General features: G+C 57.8%; 13 protein-coding genes. 6 read left to right on the top strand and 7 right to left on the bottom strand.

The annotated features are described in order from the left end of the window. Positions 1–594: 594 nt before the first annotated feature. Entirely contained in the window at positions 595–3,330 is a 2,736-nt protein-coding gene (locus KYK14_RS11285; protein ID WP_219158909.1) for a 4-alpha-glucanotransferase, read from the bottom strand. A gap of 224 nt (positions 3,331–3,554) precedes the next feature. On the opposite strand from KYK14_RS11285, the gene KYK14_RS11280 reads away from it, so the two are divergent. Further along, complete coding sequence (locus tag KYK14_RS11280; protein WP_219158908.1) at positions 3,555–8,771, top strand: translocation/assembly module TamB domain-containing protein; 5,217 nt, start codon at positions 3,555–3,557, stop codon at positions 8,769–8,771. 87 nt (positions 8,772–8,858) lie between these two features. Beyond that, complete coding sequence (tamL, locus tag KYK14_RS11275) at positions 8,859–11,228, top strand: translocation and assembly module lipoprotein TamL (protein ID WP_219158907.1); 2,370 nt, start codon at positions 8,859–8,861, stop codon at positions 11,226–11,228. Between the two features lie 77 nt (positions 11,229–11,305). Here the strand turns inward: tamL and KYK14_RS11270 are convergent, their stop codons facing one another. The 5 genes from KYK14_RS11270 to KYK14_RS11250 all read right to left on the bottom strand — a co-directional run bounded on the left by KYK14_RS11270 (position 11,306) and on the right by KYK14_RS11250 (position 17,156). After that, on the bottom strand, positions 11,306–13,855 hold the full coding sequence (locus KYK14_RS11270; RefSeq protein WP_219158906.1) for an FdhF/YdeP family oxidoreductase: 2,550 nt from the start codon (positions 13,853–13,855) through the stop codon (positions 11,306–11,308). Positions 13,856–13,905: 50 nt separating this feature from the next. Next, entirely contained in the window at positions 13,906–14,247 is a 342-nt protein-coding gene (locus KYK14_RS11265; protein WP_219158905.1) for a DUF7009 family protein, read from the bottom strand. A gap of 246 nt (positions 14,248–14,493) precedes the next feature. After that, on the bottom strand, positions 14,494–15,372 hold the full coding sequence (gene fdhD, locus KYK14_RS11260) for a formate dehydrogenase accessory sulfurtransferase FdhD (RefSeq protein WP_185282102.1): 879 nt from the start codon (positions 15,370–15,372) through the stop codon (positions 14,494–14,496). A gap of 256 nt (positions 15,373–15,628) precedes the next feature. After that, positions 15,629–15,898 (bottom strand): glycosyltransferase, encoded by a 270-nt coding sequence (locus KYK14_RS11255; RefSeq protein ID WP_219158904.1) that lies wholly within the window; start codon positions 15,896–15,898, stop codon positions 15,629–15,631. A gap of 121 nt (positions 15,899–16,019) precedes the next feature. After that, a complete protein-coding gene (locus tag KYK14_RS11250) occupies positions 16,020–17,156 on the bottom strand; it encodes a hypothetical protein (protein ID WP_219158903.1) in 1,137 nt (378 codons plus the stop codon). Positions 17,157–17,327: 171 nt separating this feature from the next. On the opposite strand from KYK14_RS11250, the gene KYK14_RS11245 reads away from it, so the two are divergent. Together KYK14_RS11245 and KYK14_RS11240 are read left to right on the top strand one after the other, a co-directional pair. Further along, a complete protein-coding gene (locus tag KYK14_RS11245; RefSeq protein WP_219158902.1) occupies positions 17,328–18,620 on the top strand; it encodes a MutS-related protein in 1,293 nt (430 codons plus the stop codon). A gap of 228 nt (positions 18,621–18,848) precedes the next feature. Beyond that, positions 18,849–19,229: a hypothetical protein gene (locus tag KYK14_RS11240; RefSeq protein ID WP_185282098.1), complete on the top strand. Its 381-nt coding sequence runs from the start codon at positions 18,849–18,851 to the stop codon at positions 19,227–19,229. 192 nt (positions 19,230–19,421) lie between these two features. On the opposite strand, the gene moaA is transcribed toward KYK14_RS11240, so the two are convergent. Next, the gene (moaA, locus tag KYK14_RS11235; RefSeq protein WP_219158901.1) at positions 19,422–20,426 is read right to left on the bottom strand and encodes a GTP 3',8-cyclase MoaA; all 1,005 of its coding nucleotides are present in this window, start codon (positions 20,424–20,426) and stop codon (positions 19,422–19,424) included. 124 nt (positions 20,427–20,550) lie between these two features. On the opposite strand from moaA, the gene moaD reads away from it, so the two are divergent. Both moaD and KYK14_RS11225 read left to right on the top strand, forming a co-directional pair. After that, entirely contained in the window at positions 20,551–20,793 is a 243-nt protein-coding gene (moaD, locus tag KYK14_RS11230) for a molybdopterin converting factor subunit 1 (RefSeq protein ID WP_219158900.1), read from the top strand. Between the two features lie 167 nt (positions 20,794–20,960). Next, complete coding sequence (locus KYK14_RS11225; RefSeq protein WP_185282095.1) at positions 20,961–21,377, top strand: molybdenum cofactor biosynthesis protein MoaE; 417 nt, start codon at positions 20,961–20,963, stop codon at positions 21,375–21,377. Positions 21,378–21,563 lie beyond the last annotated feature (186 nt).

Raw genomic sequence — 21,563 nt, 5'->3', positions numbered from 1 at the left:
GAACACCAGCAATTATTCAGTCTCGTCGAGGTTTACAGAATGAGTTGCCTAAACGCATTGCGGGTATCTACCAAAAACAATTCATTAGATATCAACCAGAATAATTAAATACAACTTTTCTATTTTTGAATCATGCCGAATCATTTTAGGAATAGAGTAATAACCTACTTACTGTATTCTATATAGCGACTCGCCAAAGCATTCTGGAATTTATTATAAAATGCTTTTTTTCAGTATTTTATAATAAATTATACAGTGTTCAACTTTACGAATATTAAGCCAACTTACTCCCGTAAATCAATCAAAATCTATCAACTTGGCATAATCGTATTTTGTTACTATTCCGCTTCCTCAATAAGCTGCCAAAGCACTAGTTTAATTAATACTGCCCGAGATATGCACTTTAAAAAAATATAATATGCTTTACTCTATATACTTATTTTAATAACACTAGTACGGTTCAGCTTAGTATCACATTTTATAATTTTAACAATATATTGTATACAAAAAAAGCCCTACTCCACACAAGGTGAAGCAGGGCTTTTCGCAGAATGTTACTGCGTTATTTTTGCAGATAGGAAGGGAGTACTGGCATTACAGCAGAGCCCGACCGCGCACGGCTATTAATGTCTGCAACTCGTGATTGAAATTGGTGGCCCGATTCAGGTCTTCCAAATCGAGGTGCAGGCGGTATTTCCAGAAGTGCTGCGGGTTGGCCGGAACGTTGATCTGCTCGTCCTGCGGGTTCTCGCGGCGCAGGTCGGCGCTGAGAGCCAACAGATCCTGGAGCGGGAAGATGGCCCACATAGCTGGCGAGTGCAGGTGTTGCGCTACAATCTCGCGGGCCACCCACGGCTCGCAGTAATAAGGCGCCTGCTCGCCCCAGTGGCCCAGCGTGTTTTCGAAGAAGTGCTGGGTTTTCTGGCGGTCTTCCTCCCACCAGCCGCGCAGGGTGCTCATGTCGTGCGAGCCGGGGCTAACGACGGAAAGGTAGGGCGCCGCGTCGGGGTGGCCGAACTCCACCTTAGGGTCGGAGGGCATACGCTGGATGTTGAGGCCCAGGATGCCAAGCTGCTTCATCACGCCGGGCACCGAGGCAGGTACCATGCCCAGGTCTTCGCCGCAAATCAGCATGTTGGTGGCGTAGCGTACGGGCGGCAGCTTAATGAGGCCCTGCTCGCGCCAGAACTCCTCGTTGCGGCCGTAGAAGAAATTGATGTAGATGTCGTCGTAGAGTCGACGGCGGGCTTCGTCGCCGTCCAGTTCGCGGAAGGAGTAGGTTTTGTTGAGCGTGATGCGCGGGTGGTAATAGTCGTTGCCAGCGGGTAGGAACAGCACCTCGTTCACCAACTGATACAGGCCTGTACGCAGCCACTTGTAGTGGTCAGCGCTATGCGGCTCGCGGGCAATCTTTTCGTCTACATATGCCTCAATCTGACGCTGCGAGGCCACGTGCGGCTTCAGTTGGATGGCACCGTAACCAGCATCGTCCATGTACTCGTCGTACACGGCCTGGGCCTGGTCGTGGAAGATGTCTTGCAACATGTGCCACCGGATGTAAGGCATACACAGGCGGCCATAGTCAAACCAACCCAAGCGGCGCTCAATCTCATCGCGGTGCAGGGGTAGGGCCGGCGCAAAGTGGCCCAACAGGCCCTCCACCGAGTTACCGGGCATCTCCCAGATGCGGAAGAAGCCTAGGATGTGGTCGATGCGCAGGGCGTCGAAGTAGCGGGCTAAGTGGCCCATGCGCTGCTTCCACCACGCGTAATCGTCCTCGGCCATGCGCTCCCAGTTGTAGGTAGGGAAGCGCCAGTTTTGGCCGGTGGTAGAGAAGTCGTCTGGTGGGGCGCCGGCTTGGCGGTCCATATGGTACAGCTCGGGCTGGGTCCAGGCATCCACGGAGTGGCGGTAGATGCCAATGGGCAGGTCGCCCTTCAGCACCACGCCCCGCTCGCGGCCGTAGTTCACGGCGTCGAGCAGCTGTTTATCGAGGTGGAATTGCGTGAAGAAGTGCACACCGAACTCGTCGAAGTCGGGTTGCGTCTGGGCCGTGAGAGCTTCCAGGTCGTGCGGAGCGCGGAACTCCTGGGGCCACTGCTGAAAATCGGCCGTCCCGAACCGGTCGCGTAGGGCTGAGAAGGCCGCGTACGGCACCAGCCAGCTGCGCTGCTCCTGCAAAAACGCTTTGAACGCCGGATCGGATAAGAACTGCTTTTTCTCTTGCTGGTAGAGCTTGCGAATAAACGCCCATTTGGCGTTCATCACTGGCTCGTAATCCACAAAATCCTTAGCATTCAGCTCCTCACGCAGGCGGTCCAGCTCGGCGCGGTCGGCGGGGTCTTGCAGCTCGGCCACCGCATCCAGGTTCAGGTACTGCGGGTGCAGGGCAAACACCGAAATGGCGGCGTAGGGGTAACTGTCTACCCAGGTATGGGTAGCGGTGGTATCGTTGATGGGCAATACCTGTACCAGCTGCAAGTTGGTGCGCACGGCCCAGTCCATCAGCAGCTTCAAATCGGGGAACTCGCCTACCCCCAGGCCTTGCTGGCTGCGCAGGGCAAACACGGGGAGGGCCACGCCGGCCCCGCGCCAGTGACCGGTGGTGTAGCGGAAGTTTTCGTCGGCGCGCACGCGCAGGGTGTACTCCTGCTCGGAAGGCGGCAGCACCCGGTCTTCGCCGGTTTCCAGCTGCACCATGGTTTGGGTGGCCGGGTCCCATATACCATACTTATATAAAGCAATGCGGTCGGGTTGGGCCAGGGTTACGTCGGCGTGCCAGGTAGGGTAGTCGGCATCCGATAGCACTAGGGCCTGCTTGGCATCCCAAGCGCCCAGGGCGGCATCGGAGCCCAGCACGCACACCTGGCAACCCGAGGGCACACGCGGCGCGGCCAACTGGAAGCGCACCGCGGTGTTGCCGGTCACGCCCTCCGTGGCAGCATCGGCTGGCGCGGGGGTAGGGCGGCGCATCAGGGCCTCGGTGAAAGCGGCCGTAAACAGCTCATTTTCGGGTTCGGCGGGTGCCCGCCAGAAATCGTGCAGCAGGACGCGCTGGTATTGGCCCTGCTGGTAGTCGATAGTACGATTAGGCCCCCATTCCCACTCCTGGGTACCGTCCTGCTGGTTCAGCAACATATACTTATAGGAGACGGTGCCGCTGGCGGTATCCGGCAGAGTAATTTCCTGGCTCCAGGTGCCCACGGCGGGGTCGAAGTGCAGGTTTAGAGCCTGATCAAGGTTCCAGTTGCCCAGGCTAGGCTCAGAACCGCATACCACCAGGCGTTGCCCCCAGGCAGTGAAGTAGGGAATAGAAAAACGGAGAATCATACGCAGCGCGTGAGTAGGAAAAGAATGCGAAGGGTCTGGTAGGGTTTACGACCAAACCGGGTGCGAAGCTACAACTGTTAGCTATTAGCTGATGGCTGTTAACGTCGGCTTTTATGTGGAAGAAGCTAACAGCCATCGGTCAATAGCTAATAGCCTCCGAAGCCAACCTAAGCGGGTAGTTTTGCGTTGGTTATCTCGATTCAATCTCTTTTTGCCTATTTCCCTTGCCTACTTTCGCCCGTCGCATCCTTTACGGTATTCTTGGTTTGCTGGCCTTTGTGCTGCTTCTTATTATAGGAGTGGTCGTTGCGCTGCAATTCCCGGGAGTGCAGGATTTTGCTGCCAACAAAGCAGCTTCCTACTTGCAAGATAAGATTGGCACGGAGGTGCGCATCGGTAAGTTTCGCACGGATTTCAAGCACGCCATCAGTCTAGACGGGGTGTATCTGGAAGACCAAAAAGGTGATACACTGGTGTCGGTGGGCCATTTGGGCGTCGATCTAGATTTGTGGGCTCTCACCAAGTCGGAAATCAACCTTAGCTCCCTGGAGCTGAACGACGGCACCGTGCACATCACGCGCACCGAGCCTGACAGCGCCTATAATTTCGACTACATCACGGCCGCTTTCGCTACTGCCGATACGGCTACCACCACCCCCGCCGACACCACGGGCGGCTTCAAATACAACATCGGCGATGTGCGCCTGACCAATATTTTCCTGACCTACCAGGACCAGGTAGATGGCATGAACGTGCGCAGCCGGGTAGGCGAGCTGGCCGTGAATATGGAGGAGGTAGACGTGGATAAGTCGATTTACCGGGTTGGTGATGCCAAGCTGGCCCGCGCCGGCTTCAACATTCGGCAAACTAAAATAACGCCGGACACACCTTCTGAGCCGCTCACGCTCACGTTCGACCTAAACAAAGTGAACTTGGATACCGTGAGTCTGGTGTACCAGGATGACCCCTCGGGGCAGTATATCAATACGAAAATTGGGCAGGCAGAAGTAACTGCTGACAACATCGACTTGATTAACAGCAAGGTAGCCTTGAACTCGCTGGTGCTCAAGAACAGCACCTTCGCCTACGCCCAGAACAAAGACATACCGACGGAGCAGCGCACCATCAACCCCGCCGAGGTAGTGCGCGGATTGGATAGCGCCGTAACCAAAACCACCGGCGACTCGACCAGTTGGGCCGTGACGCTGAAGAAGTCTGACATCAGTGGCCTGGATGTGAAGTTCGACAACTTCAACGAGCCCAAGCAGAAGACCCGCGTGCCGGCCATGGACTACAACCACTTGGATTTCACGGACCTGGCCCTGCAAACCAACAACCTAGTATACACCGAGAACAGCACCACCGGCCGCATCAACGAGTTGAAGGGCAAGGAGCAAAGCGGCTTTCAGATCAACCACGCCGAGGCCGATGTGATATTCGATTCGGTGCAAACGCGCCTGGATAATCTCGACTTGGTAACGCCCAATACCCGCATCCGGCGCACGCTGGCCATGGGCTACGAAAGCCTGGGCGGCATTGCCGATGACATTGCCAACCTCAAGATTGAGGGCGACCTACGCGAAACCCGCATCGGTTTCCGCGACATTCTCTACCTCTACCCCGACATTGCCAGCACCCCACCCTTCACCACTGGCCCCGATCAATCGGTGCTGATTAGTGGGCAGGTGGACGGCCGTGTGGGCGACATGCGCATTCGCAACCTGAACTTTGTGGGCTTCCGCAATACGCAGGTGGTGGGCAGTGGCCGCATCCAGGGCCTGCCCGAAACGGACCGCCGCCTGTATGCCGATTTCGACGTGCAAAAGTTTACGACCACCGACGCCGACATTCGGAGCTTGGTACCCAAGGGTACCATTCCAGCTGGCTATTCCCTACCCCCCAACATTGCCGCATCGGGCACCTTCAAGGGTAGGCCCACTGCCATGGTATTTGACACCAATCTGAAGGTGCAAACCACCTACGGAAACGCCAATGCCGTGGTGAACATGGAAGCCGGTCCGGCTGGTAGGGAACCCATTACGGCCCGCTTTGCCGTGCAGAATTTCAACGTAGGCAAGGTGTTGCGCGACCCCACCATTGGCAGCGTAACGGCCACCGGCCGCTTCAACGGCCGCGGCCTCGACCCTAATACCATGGTAGGCCGCCTCGTGGCCGACGTGCAGCGCGCGGGCTACCAGGGTTATGTATACCATGACATCAACGCGGTGGTAGACATCGACCGCAACAAGTATGACATCACGGCCCGTAGCGAGAAAGACGCCAACCTGGCCTTCACGCTCGACGGGGTAGTAAATCTGCGCGACGCCGACAACCCGGCGTACAGCTTCAATACCAACATCAAAGGCGCCAACCTCACCAAGCTGGGCTTCTATACCGGCGGTGATTTGCGGGTGCAGGGGAACCTGAATTTCGACCTGAGCGGAGCCAGCGCCAACACCATCAACGGTACGTTCTCGGGTACCGACGTAGCCATTGTGCTCGACAACCAACCCATCGTGTTCGACCGGTTGCAGGGCAAGATTGTGCAGCAGCCGGGCAACACGTCCTTGAACCTGGACTCGAATGTGTTGGCCGTGAACTTGCAAGGCAACACCCCACTTGGCGACTTGGCCACGGTGTTGCAAGAGCACATCGACCGCTATTTCGATTTGCCGGGCGTGCGCTACCAGCCGGGCGGACCTGTGCGGCAGTTCACCTTCGATGCCAGCTTGCTGGATACGCGCATTGCCACCAACATGGTGGATGGCCTCACTACCCTGTCGCCCTTCAAGCTGACGGGCAGCTTTGACAGCCGCGATGCCGACCTTACTATGAATGCCCGCGTGCCGGTGATTGTGTACACCGGCTACCGCATGGATTCGCTGCGTCTGAATGTATCGTCGGACCCGCAGAAGCTGGACTATGCCGTGCGCCTCAACCAGGTAACCCAGGACACTAGCCTGCGCCTCCCCCACCCCAGCCTCACGGGTAGCATCGCCAATAACAAGGTAGGCACCCACCTACGCATTGCCGAGAAGGACAGCACCACTAAGCTGGACTTAGCTGGCGCGTTGCAGGTGCTCGAACAGGGTGATGCCTACTCGTTCAGCTTCGACCCCAAGCTGGTGCTCAACGATCAGCAGTGGACCGTGGCGCCCAACAACTCCATTGCTTACAACGTGAACAGCGGCGCCATTCGGGCCGAGAACGTGAATCTGAGCCAGGGCAACCAGCTGATTGCCCTGCAAACCTTATCCGGCGCCGACTATCCGCTGCAAGCCCGTCTCCAAAACCTCGACCTGAACATGCTGGCCACAGCCGGCGGCTTGCAGGACTCGCTGGTGGGCGGCACGCTGAACGGCGAGGCCGTGGTGCGGGCCATTGGGCAGCCGCGCATGGCCTTCACAGCCGACGCGAACCTCAACCAATTTGCCTACAATAAATCGGTCATTGGGGATGTCTCGCTGAAAGCTACCAACCCTACCACCGACCGCTACGAGGTAGATGCCCGCCTGACCGGTGGCCCCAACAACAACGACGTGCGCGCCACCGGCGCCTACCTCGCCAGCGGCACTTTGGATATGAACGTGAACGTAACGCGCCTGAATCTAGCCACCGCCGAGCCCTTCGCGGCCGGCGAGATTAAGGACATGAGCGGCTACCTCACGGGCCAGATGAGCATTGCAGGCACTACCAGCGCGCCTCAGATTCGGGGGAGCCTGAACACCAACGACGCAGGCTTCCGTATCACCCAGCTTGGCTCACCCTTCACCCTACCCAACGAAAGCCTGGTGTTCGACGACCGGGGTATTCGCTTCGATAACTTCACGATTCTAGACTCGCTACGCAATAAGGCTGTGGTGAATGGTTACGTGCTGACGCAGAATTACATCGACGATTATCGCTTCCAGCTTCGGGCCACTACCAATGATTTCATTGCCGTGCAGAGCACAGCCAAGGACAACGAGCTGTACTACGGCAAGCTGGTAGTAGACTCCGACACCCGCATCACCGGCGACCTGAACCTACCTAGAGTACGTACCACAGCTACCGTGGTAGACCCATCGGCGCTGACGGTGGTAGTGCCCAACGACGAAGCCGGTAAGGTAGAGAGCGAAGGCATTGTGCAGTTCATCGACAAGAGCGCGCCGCTGGATACCATGCTAGCCCGGCAAGTACAAGTTGATTCGGCGCAGACGGCAGCAGGCTTCGATATTGCCGCTACCATCACCATCAACGACGATACGCCCTTCACCATCATCATCGACCCCATCACCGGTGACAACCTGCGCGTGCAGGCATCGGGCACGCTGAACACTGCCATTGACCCGGCCGGTACTATCACGCTCAGCGGGGCGCTGGCCGTGAAAGAAGGTCAGTACCATATGTCGCTGTATGACTTGGTAGAGCGCGACTTCGAAATTGCGGAGGGTAGCACCATTGTATGGGCCGGCGACCCGTACAACGCCCAGCTGAACGTGTCGGCCATCTACAACATCAAAGCGGCGCCTTCGGAGCTGCTGTCGTCGCAGGGCACCAACTCTGACACAGACAAGAACTTGGCCCGCAACACCATCCCGTTCCGCGTGTTCCTGAATGTGAAAGGCGAGATGCTGAAGCCGCTGATTGATTTCGACATTAAGCTCCCGGAAAACAACAGCTCTCCGCTACGTCCGCAGATTGAAAACCGCTTGGCGCAGTTGCGGCAGCCCAGCGAAACCAGCGAGCTAAACAAGCAGGTGTTCTCCCTGCTAGTACTGGGCCGCTTCATGACCGACGACCCCTTCCAGTCGACGGGTGGGGGTAGCATTGTGGGCGACCAGCTGCGCGGCTCGGCTAGCCAGGTGCTCACCCAGCAGCTCAACAATCTCACAGGCAGCTACCTCTCCAACTTGGGCGTAGAACTGGGGGTAGACTCGCAGAATCAGTTCGATAAGGCCGGCAACCAGAGCACCCGCACCGACCTGAACGTGGCCGTGCGCCGCCAGCTGCTCAATAACCGCCTCACGGTGCGCCTGGGTACCGATGTGCCCCTAGCTGGTGGTAACCCTGCCTCGCAGGGCAACCAGAGCGTCAGCAACTTTGGGGGCGACGTGAGCATTGAGTACAACATCCTGGCCAACGGCCGCCTGCGCCTACGCGCCTACCGCAACAACGCCTACGGCGACATCGACGGGCAATACGTGCGCAACGGAGCCTCCCTGATTTTCCAGCGCGACTACCAAAACCTGGCCGACCTGTTTAAGGGCATCGATAAAGATGTGAAGCAAGAAAGCAAGCAGCGCCGCCGACAGGACAAGGAAGAAAAGAAAGCTGCCCAGGACTCTACTGCCACCCGTACTGCCGCAGCACCCGCCCGGCGCGACTCCACCCGCACCACAACGCGCCGGGACTCCACCCGCGCCCGCACCGTGGCCCGGCGCGACTCTACCCAGCGGTAGCGCGCCTGGTTCTGGCGCTATCTTCGCGCCCTCCCTGCTCATTGTTTCGCCTTTTATTTCTGCCTTTTGATTCGTTTTTCTTCCCCGATGATGTCCCGCTTCTCGTTTCCGCTCTCGGTGCTGGTGGCCTCGCTGTGGCTGGCGGTAGCCGGGTGCAGCGGCACCAAGTTCATCCCCGAAGGCTCCAAGCTCTACACGGGTAGCACCGTGAAGCTGAAGTCGGACGCAGCTATTCCCAACGAAAGCGAGCTGACTACCCAGCTGGAAGGCGTGATTGCGCCCAAGCCCAACAGCTCCATTTTGGGCCTGCGGCCCAAGCTGTATTTCTGGCACATGGGGGTAGGCAAGGAAAAAGGCCTGGGCCACTGGCTGGCCGATAAGTACGGTGAAAAGCCCGTGCTGCTAGCCGAAGTAGACACCCAGCGCGTGCAGGACTTGATGCGGAACCGCCTCAACAACAACGGGTACTTCAAGCCTACCGTCACCAGCAAAATCATCACGAAAGACCAGACGGCTTCCGTTGATTACACGGCCAATGTGGGCAAGCCCTATCGCATCAAGGAGATTCACTTTCCCGACCGCGACACGCTGCTGGACGCCGCCATTCGGGCTACCCAGCCGGGCACGTTGCTGAAGGTAGGCGACCCGTATAACCTGCAAACGTTCATCAACGAGCGCACCCGCATCGACGCGGCCCTCAAGAACCAGGGCTATTATTACTTCACGCCCGAGTACATTCTTTTTCAGGTGGATAGCACCCTTGATAACGAGGCCAACGTGTACGTGAAGGTGAAGGGCACGATTCCGCCCAAGGCAGCGCGCCCCTACGTGCTCAACCGCGTAACGCTGAACACGGACTTCAAGCTCTCCGACACCACCACCAACGTGCAGCCCATGATGTACCAGGGCTACCGTTATTTCCCCGACGAGTCGATGTTCCGGGCCAAGGCCATTACCAACGCCGTATTCCTGTACCCCGACAGCGTGTATCGTCGTCGCCGCTCCGACCAGACGCTGGCCCGCCTCATGAGCCTGGGCACGTTTAAGTACGTGGATATCCAGTACCGCCCGGCCCGCAATGCGCCCGACTCGGCAGAATACGGCAAGCTGAACTCCCTTGTGCGCATGACGCAGGTGCCCAAGAAATCGTTGCGGGCAGAGCTGCAAATGAACGTGTCGAACATCTTTACGGGGCCGGCCTTGGTGGTGGAATACCGTAACCGCTCAGCCCTACGCGGCGCCGAGCAGCTGATTGTCAATGCCACAGCGTCGGTAGAGCAGGGCAAGGGCACGTTGTCGGGCATCACGTCCACGCAGTACGGTATTGATGCCAAGCTGCTGGTACCGCGCCTGATTACGCCGCCGTTCGACATCCGATTGGCTAACTCCGACTTCCAGCCGCGCACGTTCTTCAACGCAGGGTATAAGCTGGTGTCGCGCACCGAGTATTTCCGGCAGGACGTGTTCAACCTGGGCTACGGATACTCCTGGAAGACCAAAGCCACCAACGAGCAGCAGTTTCAACCCATTGACTTGCAATACAACCGCCTGAGCGGCGTGACGGGTAGGTTCCAGGATATTCTGGACCAGCGGCCGTTTCTAGCGCGCAGCTTTCGGCAACAGTTTATCCTGGGTAGCAGCTATACCTACACCTATAACCAGCAGGTGCTGGACAACAAGCGCAACCAGATTTATTTTAGCGGGGGCATCAATTTATCAGGTAATCTAGCCTACCTGATTCAGAGCCTCGCAGGCGCCAGCAAAATGCCCATAGGCGACACTAATCCGCGCGACGCCTATACGCTGTTTGGTCAGGCCTATTCGCAATACACCCAGGTAAACCTGGAGCTACGCGACTATTTCCGTACGTCACTCGACCCTACCAGCGGCAACAAGTTTGCTACCCGCCTGCTGATTGGGGTAGGGATGCCCTACAAGAACTCCGACGTGCTGCCTTACCTCAAGCAGTACGGCATCGGTGGCCCCAACAGTATCCGGGCTTTCAACGCCCGCGGCCTCGGCCCCGGCACTTACCGCACTACGGCGGCCGAGCAAGGCGGCTTCTACGACCAGGTAGGCGACATCAAGCTGGAAGCCAACGTGGAATACCGCCAGGACCTGTTTCCCTACGTGAAGGGCGCCCTGTTTGTAGATGCCGGCAACGTGTGGCTGGTAAACGCCGACCCCAGCCGCGTGACCTACGACGACAATGGCAACCCCGACGGCCTGAATGGACAGTTCAAATTCAACACGTTTATGAAACAGATAGCCGTGGGCGCTGGCGCCGGTATCCGCATCGACGTGCAATTCTTCGTGATTCGTCTAGACGCGGCGTATCCGCTCATCTATCCGTATTCTTTCACAGCTCCGGTAGGCAGTCCGGAAGGCTTGTACGAAGATAAACCTACTGGCTTCAAGCCAGTGAAACTGAATATTGCTATCGGCTATCCATTCTAGCGTTTCCTACCCTGCCAAACACAAAGAGGCCCGACCGTGAAAACGGTCGGGCCTCTTCATTTAGCCGCGTTTGACACTTACGCCTCCACCGCTTCCGGCTTGGCCTTTTGCGTCTTCCTCACCGCTTCCGAGGCTACTACCGTCACCACCACGTATTTGGAGGTAGGCGTGTTGCTGACCTTGGCTACGCTGGCAACGGGTACCAGCGGGTTGGCCTCGGGGAAGTACGCCGACACGTTGCCGCGCGGAATGTCGTACGGGATGGCCAGGAACTTCTCCACGGTACGCATATTACCCTCGTAGTGGCTTGTGATGTCGATGAGCTGCTTGGACTCCAGGCCGCGGTCGGCCATGTCCTGCTTGTTCATGAACAGCACGCGCCGCTCGCCGTACACGCCGCGGTACCGGTCGTTGTAGTCGTAGATGGTGGTGTTGAACTGGTCGTGCGAACGGATGGTCATCAGCACCAGTTGGTCGGGCTCCAGGGTGTACTTCTCCAACTCGGTTTTGGTGAAGTTGGCCTTGCCGTTTTCCGTCGTAAACTTCCGGTCGCGGGGGCCGTTGGGTAGGTAGAACCCGCCAGGACGACGCAGCTTCTCGTTGAAGTTATCGAAGCCCGGAATCACACGGCTGATGTGGTCGCGGATGACGTCGTAGTTTTCCGTCATGGCTACCCAATCGGCAATGTTGGTTCGCTCGCCCAGGGTAGCAATAGCAATGCCGCTCAGGATGGCAACTTCGCTCATCATCTGCCCGGCCAGCGGCACCAAGATGCCTTTGTTCTGGCTCACCACACCCATCGAGTTTTCGCAGGAGGTCATCTGGTGTCCCGATTTCTGCATGTCGATATCGACGTGCGTAAAGCAGGGTAGCAGCAGGCTGGTTTCGCCGGTAGTCAGGTGGCCGCGGTTGAGCTTGGTGCCCACAAATACGGTCAGCTTCTGCTTGCGCATGCCTTCGGCAATAACTTCTGTATCGGGGCCAGCCGCCAGCAGGTTGCCGCCTAGGCTAACGAATACCTTCGTTTTGCCCTTGTACATGGCCTTGATACTTTCTACCGTATCGTAGCCGTGCTTGTAAGGAGGCGTGAAGTTGAACTCTTCTGCCAGCGAGTCCTGGAACTGCTTGGTAGGCTGTTCCCACACACCCATGGTCCGGTCGCCCTGCACGTTGGAGTGGCCGCGCACTGGGCAAGTGCCCGCGCCGGGCTTGCCTACGGCGCCTTTCATCAGCAGCAGGTTTACTAGCTCCTGAATGGTTTGCACACCCTGGCGCTGCTGCGTGAGGCCCATGGCCCAGCAGGCAATAATTTTCTTTTTGTGCGCCAGCAGATTAGCGGCTTCCAAGAGTTGCTCGCGGGTGCAGCCGCTCAGCTCCTCAATATCCTCCCAGCTGGTATTCTGGATGTTCTCCACCACAGCGTCGTAGCCGGTGCAGTACTCGGCAATGAAGTCGTGGTCAACTACCTTACCGGGGTTCAATTCCTCGGCGGCCAGCAGGTGCTTCATAATGCCGCGCAGCAAGGCCATATCACCATCCACGCGCACTTGCAAAAACACGTCGGTGATGGTCGTACCGTTGCCGAGTAGTGTACCCAATACCAGCAGCGGATTCATGAAATCCTGCGGGTTTTTGAAGTGGTTGAGGCCGGCTTCGATCAGCGGATTCACGCTGATAATTTTGGCTCCATTACGCTTGGCTTCTTGCAGAGCCGAGAGCATACGCGGGTGGTTGGTACCGGGATTCTGGCCGATAATCATGATGACTTCCGCCTCATGAATATCATTCAGCGTGACCGAGCCCTTGCCTAGCCCAAGCGTAGTCGACAACGCCGCGCCGCTGCTTTCGTGGCACATGTTGGAGCAGTCGGGCAGGTTGTTGGTGCCGAACTGCTTAGCGAAAAGCTGGAACAGGAAAGCCGGCTCGTTGGGCACTTTGCCGGAAGTGTAGAACACCGCCTCGTTGGGCGAGTCCAGCGCGTTCAACTCGTCGGCCACGATCTGGAACGCCTCGGGCCACTCAATGGGCTCGTAGTGCGTACCGCCGGGTCGCTTTACCATTGGGTGCGTCAGGCGACCCGCGTTGTTTTGGTCGCGGTCGGTCATGCGCGACAACTCGGCCAGGCTATGCTTAGCAAAGAACTCAGGGCCAGCGGCTTTGTCGTCGGCGTCAGAAGCCGTGGCTTTGGCGCCGTTTTCGCAGAACTCCGCCACCGAGCGGTGATGGTCCGGGTCGGGCCAGGCGCAGCTGGAGCAGTCGAAACCGTCCTTCTGGTTGAGACCAAGTAGAGCTTTGGTGCCACGGCCTACGCCGCCTTCACTCCAGCTAAACTCCATCGATTTGATAACGGCCGTTACGCCCGCCGCTACCTTAGCTTGCTCTTCCAGCTTCAGACCCGTTAGAGCTTCTGGCGGCTGCGCCAGAATGGGGTTCTTGTATTTGGCACCGGCCACATCGGGGGCCGGAATATTTTCCTGGTCCCGCTCGCCCTGTGGGTCGGGACGGTAGTTGTCAGTCACGGGCGCTTCGCCCTGATCTGGGCGCTCGCCACTTTTCGGGGCGTTTTCAGCCTTTTGTTCCTGGCTCTTGCCAGCCTTAGCCGGGTTGGTTTTCGGTGATTCTTCCATTTCAGTCTCGGGTGGTTTAGATTCAGTTACACAGGAAAGCCACTTGCGTACTAATGCCGGCAGCCTAAGTCTTTCTCTACTAATATACGCAACTCAGTCGCTTCGGCTACGTGCAGGGTAGCAGAAAGGCTAATTTCTTCGGACGCAACCCAATTGTGTGCTATTGTTTCGGGCACCAGCACCGTGAGGCGCCCCGGCAGGTAGGCCACGCGCAGGGCTTCGGCGGCAGCCGTGGAGTTGTCGGGGGCGCGTTGCAGGGCGTAAGTGAGCGTGCCGTCGGGGCCGGGCGCCAGTGGCACGTGGGAGGCTACTTGTCCGGTTTCGCCGAAGGTTGCTACTTCTTCTTCCGAGAGACGAAGGCGCAGGGTGTTATCTTCAAAACGGAGCTTCATGGGTGGGAGAGGAAAGTTTTGAGGTTGTGAAGTAGTGAGATGATGAGTGGCGAAATGATGAAGAGAGGCGCAACTGCTGACGCATTTGCGACCCACGCCAGAGGTAGCAAGTCGAAAAATCATGTGTCATCCTGAGCTTGCGAAGGTCCTTCTCACGGCTGAACGAGTCATTGCTACGAGCATCGTTCTAGCGTGAGAAGGTCCTTCGCAAGCTTAGGATGACAAGCGCTTTTGCTTACTTACCCCTTACAAGTTCACTATTTCACCCTTAATCCGCCACGGGTGCGAATAGATATTATACCGTTGCTGGCGCACAAAGCCCAGCAGCGTCATGCCGAAACCAGCGGCGGCCTGCACGGCTAGGCTACTAGGGGCGCCCACGGCGGCCAGCACCGGAATACCCGCCACGGCAGCCTTCTGCACTAGCTCAAACGAGGCTCGGCCGCTTACCAGCAGCACGGTATCGTGTAGGGGCAATTGCTCATTGAGTAGGGCCGCACCAATGGCTTTGTCGAGGGCGTTGTGGCGCCCCACGTCTTCACGCAGCAGGCGCAGCTCGCCGGTGGGTGAGAAGAGGGCCGCTGCGTGCAGGCCGCCGGTTTGCTCGAATACCTCCTGGGCTGCCCGTTGCCGCTCAGGTAGCTCATGGATAATGCTGGCCTCCAGGTAGGGGCCATCGGTGGGGAGCACGGGGCAGCTGCTGGCGTGCACCGCGTCGATGCTGGTTTTGCCGCAGACGCCACAGCTGCTGCTGGTGTAGAAGTGACGCTCCAGGCGCGGCAGATCCACCGGGACGGAAGTAGCCAGCTCGGCGCGCACCACGTTTTCGCGCTCCTCTTCCTTAGTTACGTCGGGGCAATAGATAACACCGTTCAGCTCTGCCCTACTTCGAATGATGCCTTCGGTGAGTAGGAAGCCCGCGGCCAACTCAAAATCATGGCCGGGCGTGCGCATGGTAATGGCCAGGGTGCGGTGCTCGCGCGCATCCGTCGGCCCATAGCCTACCCTGATTTCCAGGGGTTCTTCGGCGGCCAGCACGTCGGTGGCGGTGGCCGCACCGTGTCCGGCTGTCACCTTCTGCACGGTTACGTACTCGTAGCTGGTGGGGGGTAGGAAAGATTGCAAAGGGCGAGAAGGGTAGGAAATGATACGTGTAGTATCTTAACCTCTTTCACCGGGCACAAGTTTGCAAATGGCCTTGCCGGTCCGACGCCGTAGGCGTCCGACCGGTCGTCGTTGCGGTCGGCCGCGCCGCCGGGGGTAGGCACTGGCAGGCGTTTGCGTGCAGATTGGGCAACGAGCACGCAGACATCAGCACGCAGCTCGTTCAACGACGACCGGTCGGACGCCTACGGCGTCGGACCGGCCAGATACTTCTCTGCTAGCACGTTAGCAACAGCTGCTCGTAGCCGCGCATCACGCCTTCCAGCGACAGGTGCTGCTCGGCGTAGCGGCGGGCATTCTGGCTGAACTGTGTAGTGTCTTGCGACATGGCTGCGGCAATGCCGTCGTTCAGGGCCTGCTGGTTTTCGGCTTCTATCAGAATGCCCATCTGGTGCTCCTGTACCAGCGCGTGCATCCCCGAGCCGGGGTTGGAGGTGATGACGGCCACGCCCCCCACGGCCAGCACGGTGGTCAGCTTGGAGAACATCACCAGGTATAAGTGTACCCTATCAGGAAGATTCTATTCTTCCTGAATGAAGAATGAGGCCTAAGGCGCAACGCATATCGTAGCCTTCGCTCCACAAATTTGACTGGATTATGCGTGCTTCCTAATCAAGAGATATTTTTTGATCGTGGGCGGCTGCCGTTTCTATGGCCTGCTGCGCCTCTTTCTCGTCGGCCACCGAGGGCTCCACGTACAAGGCTTGCAAGTGGGGCGAGCTAGTGAGGCGCGCCAGGTAGTCTACGGCGTCGAAGTAGTGCGTACGCAGCTCCTGGTACTTCTCCCAGGCGGCATCCTGGTCTACCACTATCGGAATTCCCTGGGCAGCCAGCTGCTCCAAGGCCGCTGCATAGGCGGCCGGATCGGGGTCAACAATTGCATTCTTTTCCCGCCGCCAGAAGGACACCCGCGTGTGAGAATGGTCGTGAAAATAGCGCATAATCCGATTCAGCGACATGCACCCGGCCCGGAAGCATAGCTGTGTATACCGATTGGAGGTTTGGTCTACGCCACTGAGAATAAGCGCTGCTGTGTCTAAAATGATATTTGCGGCCGTTACCCAGGAGCGCCCTGGCTGCGGCGACCGAAAAAACGTGAGCATGGGCAATGACGTGTGACTGGCCTCCAACTCCACAAACCAGGCCGCCCACTGGTCCCATTCCTTCTGGTCGTCGTCGAGGGAATGGGAGCGACCCAGCCAGCATACCAGGTCGATGGCCGAGCGGTTGTTGCCGGCGCGCAGTTCCAGCTGACTTACCACGGCCTCACGCCGGGCAAAGGCCTGATACATGGTTGGAATATACGATATCAGCAGTGTGATAAGCAGCAGGCCCAGTGCTGCCTCGGAGTAGGAAAAGGCGCTAACCACGAGCGAACGGGACTCGTCGGTACCCAGCGTGAGCAGGGAGCTGCTGCTGAGCTTGTAGCACCGCGTCAGGCTACCGCTGCCCAGCGCCCAATAGATGGCAGTGTACCCAGCCGACACCAGCCCCAAGCATATAAGGGGTAGCATTACCAGTCCTACCGGTGCAAACAGCGCCATTACCCGGTCGCGCTGGGCGTAGGTTTTGCCGAATACAGCTACCGTATCAAACAGGTAGCGCACCAAGGTCAGCGCCCATTTGTTGATGCGTACTGCTTCGCTGCGGGGCAGCACGAAGGAGCGAACGGCAGCCAATACCGTAGCCAACACCAGAAAGACTCCACCCATGAAGATGGGCACTCGCCACCATAAATCTGACATAGCCTACTTGCGCTGCTCCGTGAGTAAGGTTTCTCTATACGGCGGCGCCCAAATACCGACGATTTCTTCTTTCCCTTATCATCATTGCCTCACGGTTAAGCTGCTTTGGGGGAGCGCACACGCTTTGGCTTGTGTCTGGCGTTGGGAGCATGTACCCTAGCCCCCTACCTTATGCTGCTTATCGACGACTTGCAGGTGGAGCGCGACATTCTGCCGCTCTTCAACTTCACCCACCAGGAACAGTCGGAGGCCGCGTTGCGACGGCTGTTTGACGAACGGCCACCTACCAAAGCAGCCGTAGCCGAGCGACAGGCCGTCGTTCAGGCATTTCTCAACAACTGGGCAGTGCTAGGCAATTTCTCCTACTCGGTGCTGTACTTCCGCGGGGCCCAGTCGTTTATGCAGGAGGTGCAGAGCGGACGCTATTTGCTGGCTGCCGGGGCGAAGGCCCGGTGGCAGTTTTTCTTTTCGGAGGCAAAGCGTCACCACGTTCAGTCACAGGTAGTGCAGCTGATTCTCTTTCTGGAAAAGCTGCATACCAGCTACCTCGCTCGCCTCGACCTCACCTCTTTTCCGCCAGCTTTCAGGGCTGAGTTAACCGCTGCCAATGACTTTCTGGGCTTATTTGACTTAGGCGCGCAGGCTGCGGCGGTGCGAGAAAACGCCTTCACCGTCTCCCACATCTTGCAGACTACCAATGCAGTGCAAAAACTAACAGCCGAAGAAACTACGGCGTTCTGGTCGTTTTTATTTCGGTTTGAGGCCTATTGGTCGGTGGCGAAAGGCGTGATGCAGCACCAGTTGTGCTTTGCCCGATTCGACGACCAGCAATTGGTGGTAGAAAACCTCTACCATCCGCTTGTGCCCCAAGCAGTGCGCAATACCTTTCGGCTGCAACCCGGCGAAAATGTGCTCCTACTCACGGGCCCTAACATGGCCGGTAAGTCTACGTTTCTGAAAGCCATAAGCTTGTGCGTGTACCTAGCGCACCTGGGCTTGGGCGTGCCGGCCACGGCGTGCACCCTACCCTACTTCGATACCATTGCAGTCAGCATCAACCTCAACGATAATTTGCGCAGCGGCTACAGCCACTTCATGACCGAGCTGCTCCACCTGAAAACCGTAGTGGAGCAGTCGGCGCATAAGGGGCAGCAGCGGTACTTTGCGGTGTTTGATGAGCTATTTCGCGGTACGAACCAGGACGATGCGCTGGACATCACCCAAACTACTGTCGGCGGCCTCACGCGCTTTCCACGCTCCGTCTTTTTCCTCTCCACCCACCTGTTGCAGCTAGAAGAGCAACTGCCACCACTGGGTGCGGCGGTGGGCGCTTACCACATCGACTGCTCCATCGTCGACGGCCGTCCGGTGTTTTCCTACCGGCTCCGTCGGGGTTGGTCGCAGCTGAAAATTGGCCGGCTGTTGTTTGACGAGGTAGGGTTGGACCGGCTGCTGAAGTCGTAAGCGGTAACGCTGGACCAGAGTTTTCAAGGTTTTTCCACTCGCTGTAGAAATCCTACCGTTCGCTGCAAAAAAGTAGCAAGTCAGCAAAAAGAGCTGGTTGCCCGGGCCTAGCGGCTTCATCCTTGTACTAGTCCACACAGCAGAAGCAAACCAGCCTAACCCGCTGATTTAGAATTCTGCGCGGTCTTCATCTCTTCTTGTTTTCACTCACATTTCAGGTATCATAGTATGGCTTACTCTACGAACACTCCTGCTGGTCAATCGGTACAAAACATCCTCGACTCGCTACCCGGCCTGATGGCCGTAGCCGTTGTTGATATTCAGTCGGGCATGGCCCTGGCGTCGCACTCCAACACCCCCAACCTGAACCCCGAAACGGCGGCGGCTTACAACACGGAGGTGGTAAAGCAAAAGCAAAAGGCCATGACGGCCCTGAAGCTGACCGGCGAAAAGATTGATGATATCCTCATCAGCCTCACCAACCAGCTGCACCTGCTCAACATCACGGAGGACGGCAAGAAGTTTATTTACCTGGTAGTGAACTCCCGCGACACGAACCTGGCCATTGCCCGCGACGTGTGCCGGCAGGCGGCCGAAGTGCTGAAGTAAGCACTGGGTTATTATAATAACAAAGCCACTCCAAATTGGAGTGGCTTTGTTGGTTTTAGGAGGGTAACGAATCAGTACGTACTTACCCCACCCCCAGCCCCTCCCCTCCGGGAGAGGGGTGCGTTCAACGATTCTTGTGCATATCGTCTGGCACCCCTCTCCCGGAGGGGAGGGGCTGGGGGTGGGGTCTCCCTACCCCCCAATCGTCGACATCGACTCGAAGCTGAGTTGATGTAACGGGCGCTGGCTTTCGGCCTCGAAGCCGTTGGCAGCGCGGTAGCGGAAGGCATTGGAGAGAGCCGCTACGATATCCGCGTCGGAGGAACCGCCGCGCAGCATGGCCCGGATATCGAGTACGCCTTGGTCGTAGAGGCAGGTTTTGACGCCGCCTTCGGCCGTGAGGCGTATGCGGTTGCAGGTACCGCAGAACGTGCGCGAGTAGGCCGCAATGATACCAATAGTGCCCTGGTGACCGGCCACGCTGTATTCGATGGCTGTAGCGCCCAGGGAGGTAGGCAGCGGCGTAAACGCGCCAAAGTGCTGCTCCAGGTGTTCCCGAATGCGACGGTGATTCCAGGGGAGGGTAGCCGCGTGGCTGCCGCCATTGAAGGGCATTTCCTCGATGAAGCGCATTTCCACGGATAGGTCGCGGGTGAGTTCGGCCAGCGGAATCAGGTCCTGGATGTTCTGCCCATCCATCACCACGGCGTTGATTTTCACGCGAATACCAGCGGCCAGCAGGGCGTAGAACGTATCCAGCACCTGGGGCAGCTCGTCGCGGCGCGTGATTTGGTGAAAACGTGCTCGGTCCAGCGTGTCCAGGCTCAAGTTTACGGCACGTACACCCATGCGGGCTAGCTCGGGCACGTGGGGCGCTGTGAGTACGCCGTTGGTGGTCAGGCTGATATCATTGATGCCCTGAATGTGCGTGAGCTGCTCAATAAAGCCCATCAGGCCGCGCCGTACAAACGGCTCGCCGCCCGTGAGGCGCACTTTGCGCACGCCCAGGCCAGCTAGCAGCGTTACCAAGCGGGTCATTTCCTCGTAGGTCAGCAGTTCTTGGCGCGGCACGTATTGAATGCCTTCTTCGGGCATGCAGTAGAAGCAGCGCAAGTTGCAGCGGTCCGTTACGGCCAAGCGAACATACTCCAGCGGCCGGCCGTGCGAATCGTAGAGAACAGTAGGAGTAGCGGACATGAAGGAATGCGAAAACGCCCCACCGACGCCGGCGAAGACAACTATTGGAACAAAAAGCGGGTAGGCTTCTTTTGAAGGTACTAGTTAAGCAACAAAACAGTTGCTTTGTTCATTCTTTCGCCAAATGAAATTAACCATTGCCCTCTTCGGCATCACCCGCGAAATCGTGGGGCGGCCTACCCTGGAGCTGACCACACCCGACGGCCAATTAGTGCAGAATCTACTGGCAGAATTGCGTCAGCAGTACCCCGCGCTGGGCAAACTTAGCAGCTTGGCCGTGGCCGTCAACAACGACTACGCCACCGACGACACCCCCCTGCACGAGCGCGACGAAATAGCTCTGATTCCACCCGTAAGCGGCGGGTAAATAATATCTCTTTAACTGTCATCCTTCCTCTGGCGTCCGCTTGCGAAGGGCCTTTTCACACTAGAACGAATAGTTTAAACGGTTAACGTTCCAGCGTGAAAAGGCCCTTCGCAAGCGGACGCCAGATGAAGGATGACAATTTTCTTCCGGACACTACCCATATCCAAATGCACATCGACCTCACCGACCAGCCCATTGACATTACTGCCGCCCTGCAACTGGCCGAGGACGACGGTGCTGGGGCGGTCAATTCCTTTATCGGCACGGTGCGCAACCAAAGCACCGGCCGCCGCGTGGTGCGCCTCGAGTATGAGGCCTACGACAGCATGGCGCTACACCAATTGCGCAAAGTAGCCGAGCAGGCCCAGGAAAAGTGGCCGATGCTGCGCAAAGTCGTGGTCATTCACCGCAAGGGCACTCTATTTATTGGCGACGTAGCGGTTATCGTGGCCGTGTCTACCCCTCACCGCGCCGAGTCGTTTGCCGCCTGCCAGTACATCATCGACACCTTGAAGCAGGTGGTACCCATCTGGAAGAAAGAGTTTTACGAAGACGGCACCACGTGGGTAGCCGCGCATCCGTAGGTAGGGTAAGAGGGCAAGGGGGTAGGAGGGTAAGAAGATTGTCATCCTGAGCAGCGCGAAGGACCTTCTCACGCAGGAACGATAATCGTAACAACGACTCGTTCTTACATGAGAAGGTCCTTCGCGCTGCTCAGGATGACTGTAAGTGAGGAGTGCTACCCGGCCGTTTCAATCAGCTGCACGGCT

This window comes from Hymenobacter profundi (assembly GCF_019334315.1).
Lineage (GTDB): Bacteria > Bacteroidota > Bacteroidia > Cytophagales > Hymenobacteraceae > Hymenobacter > Hymenobacter profundi.
The sequence above is the reverse complement of the archived record's forward strand: the minus strand, read 5'-3'. Positions and strand labels throughout refer to the sequence as shown.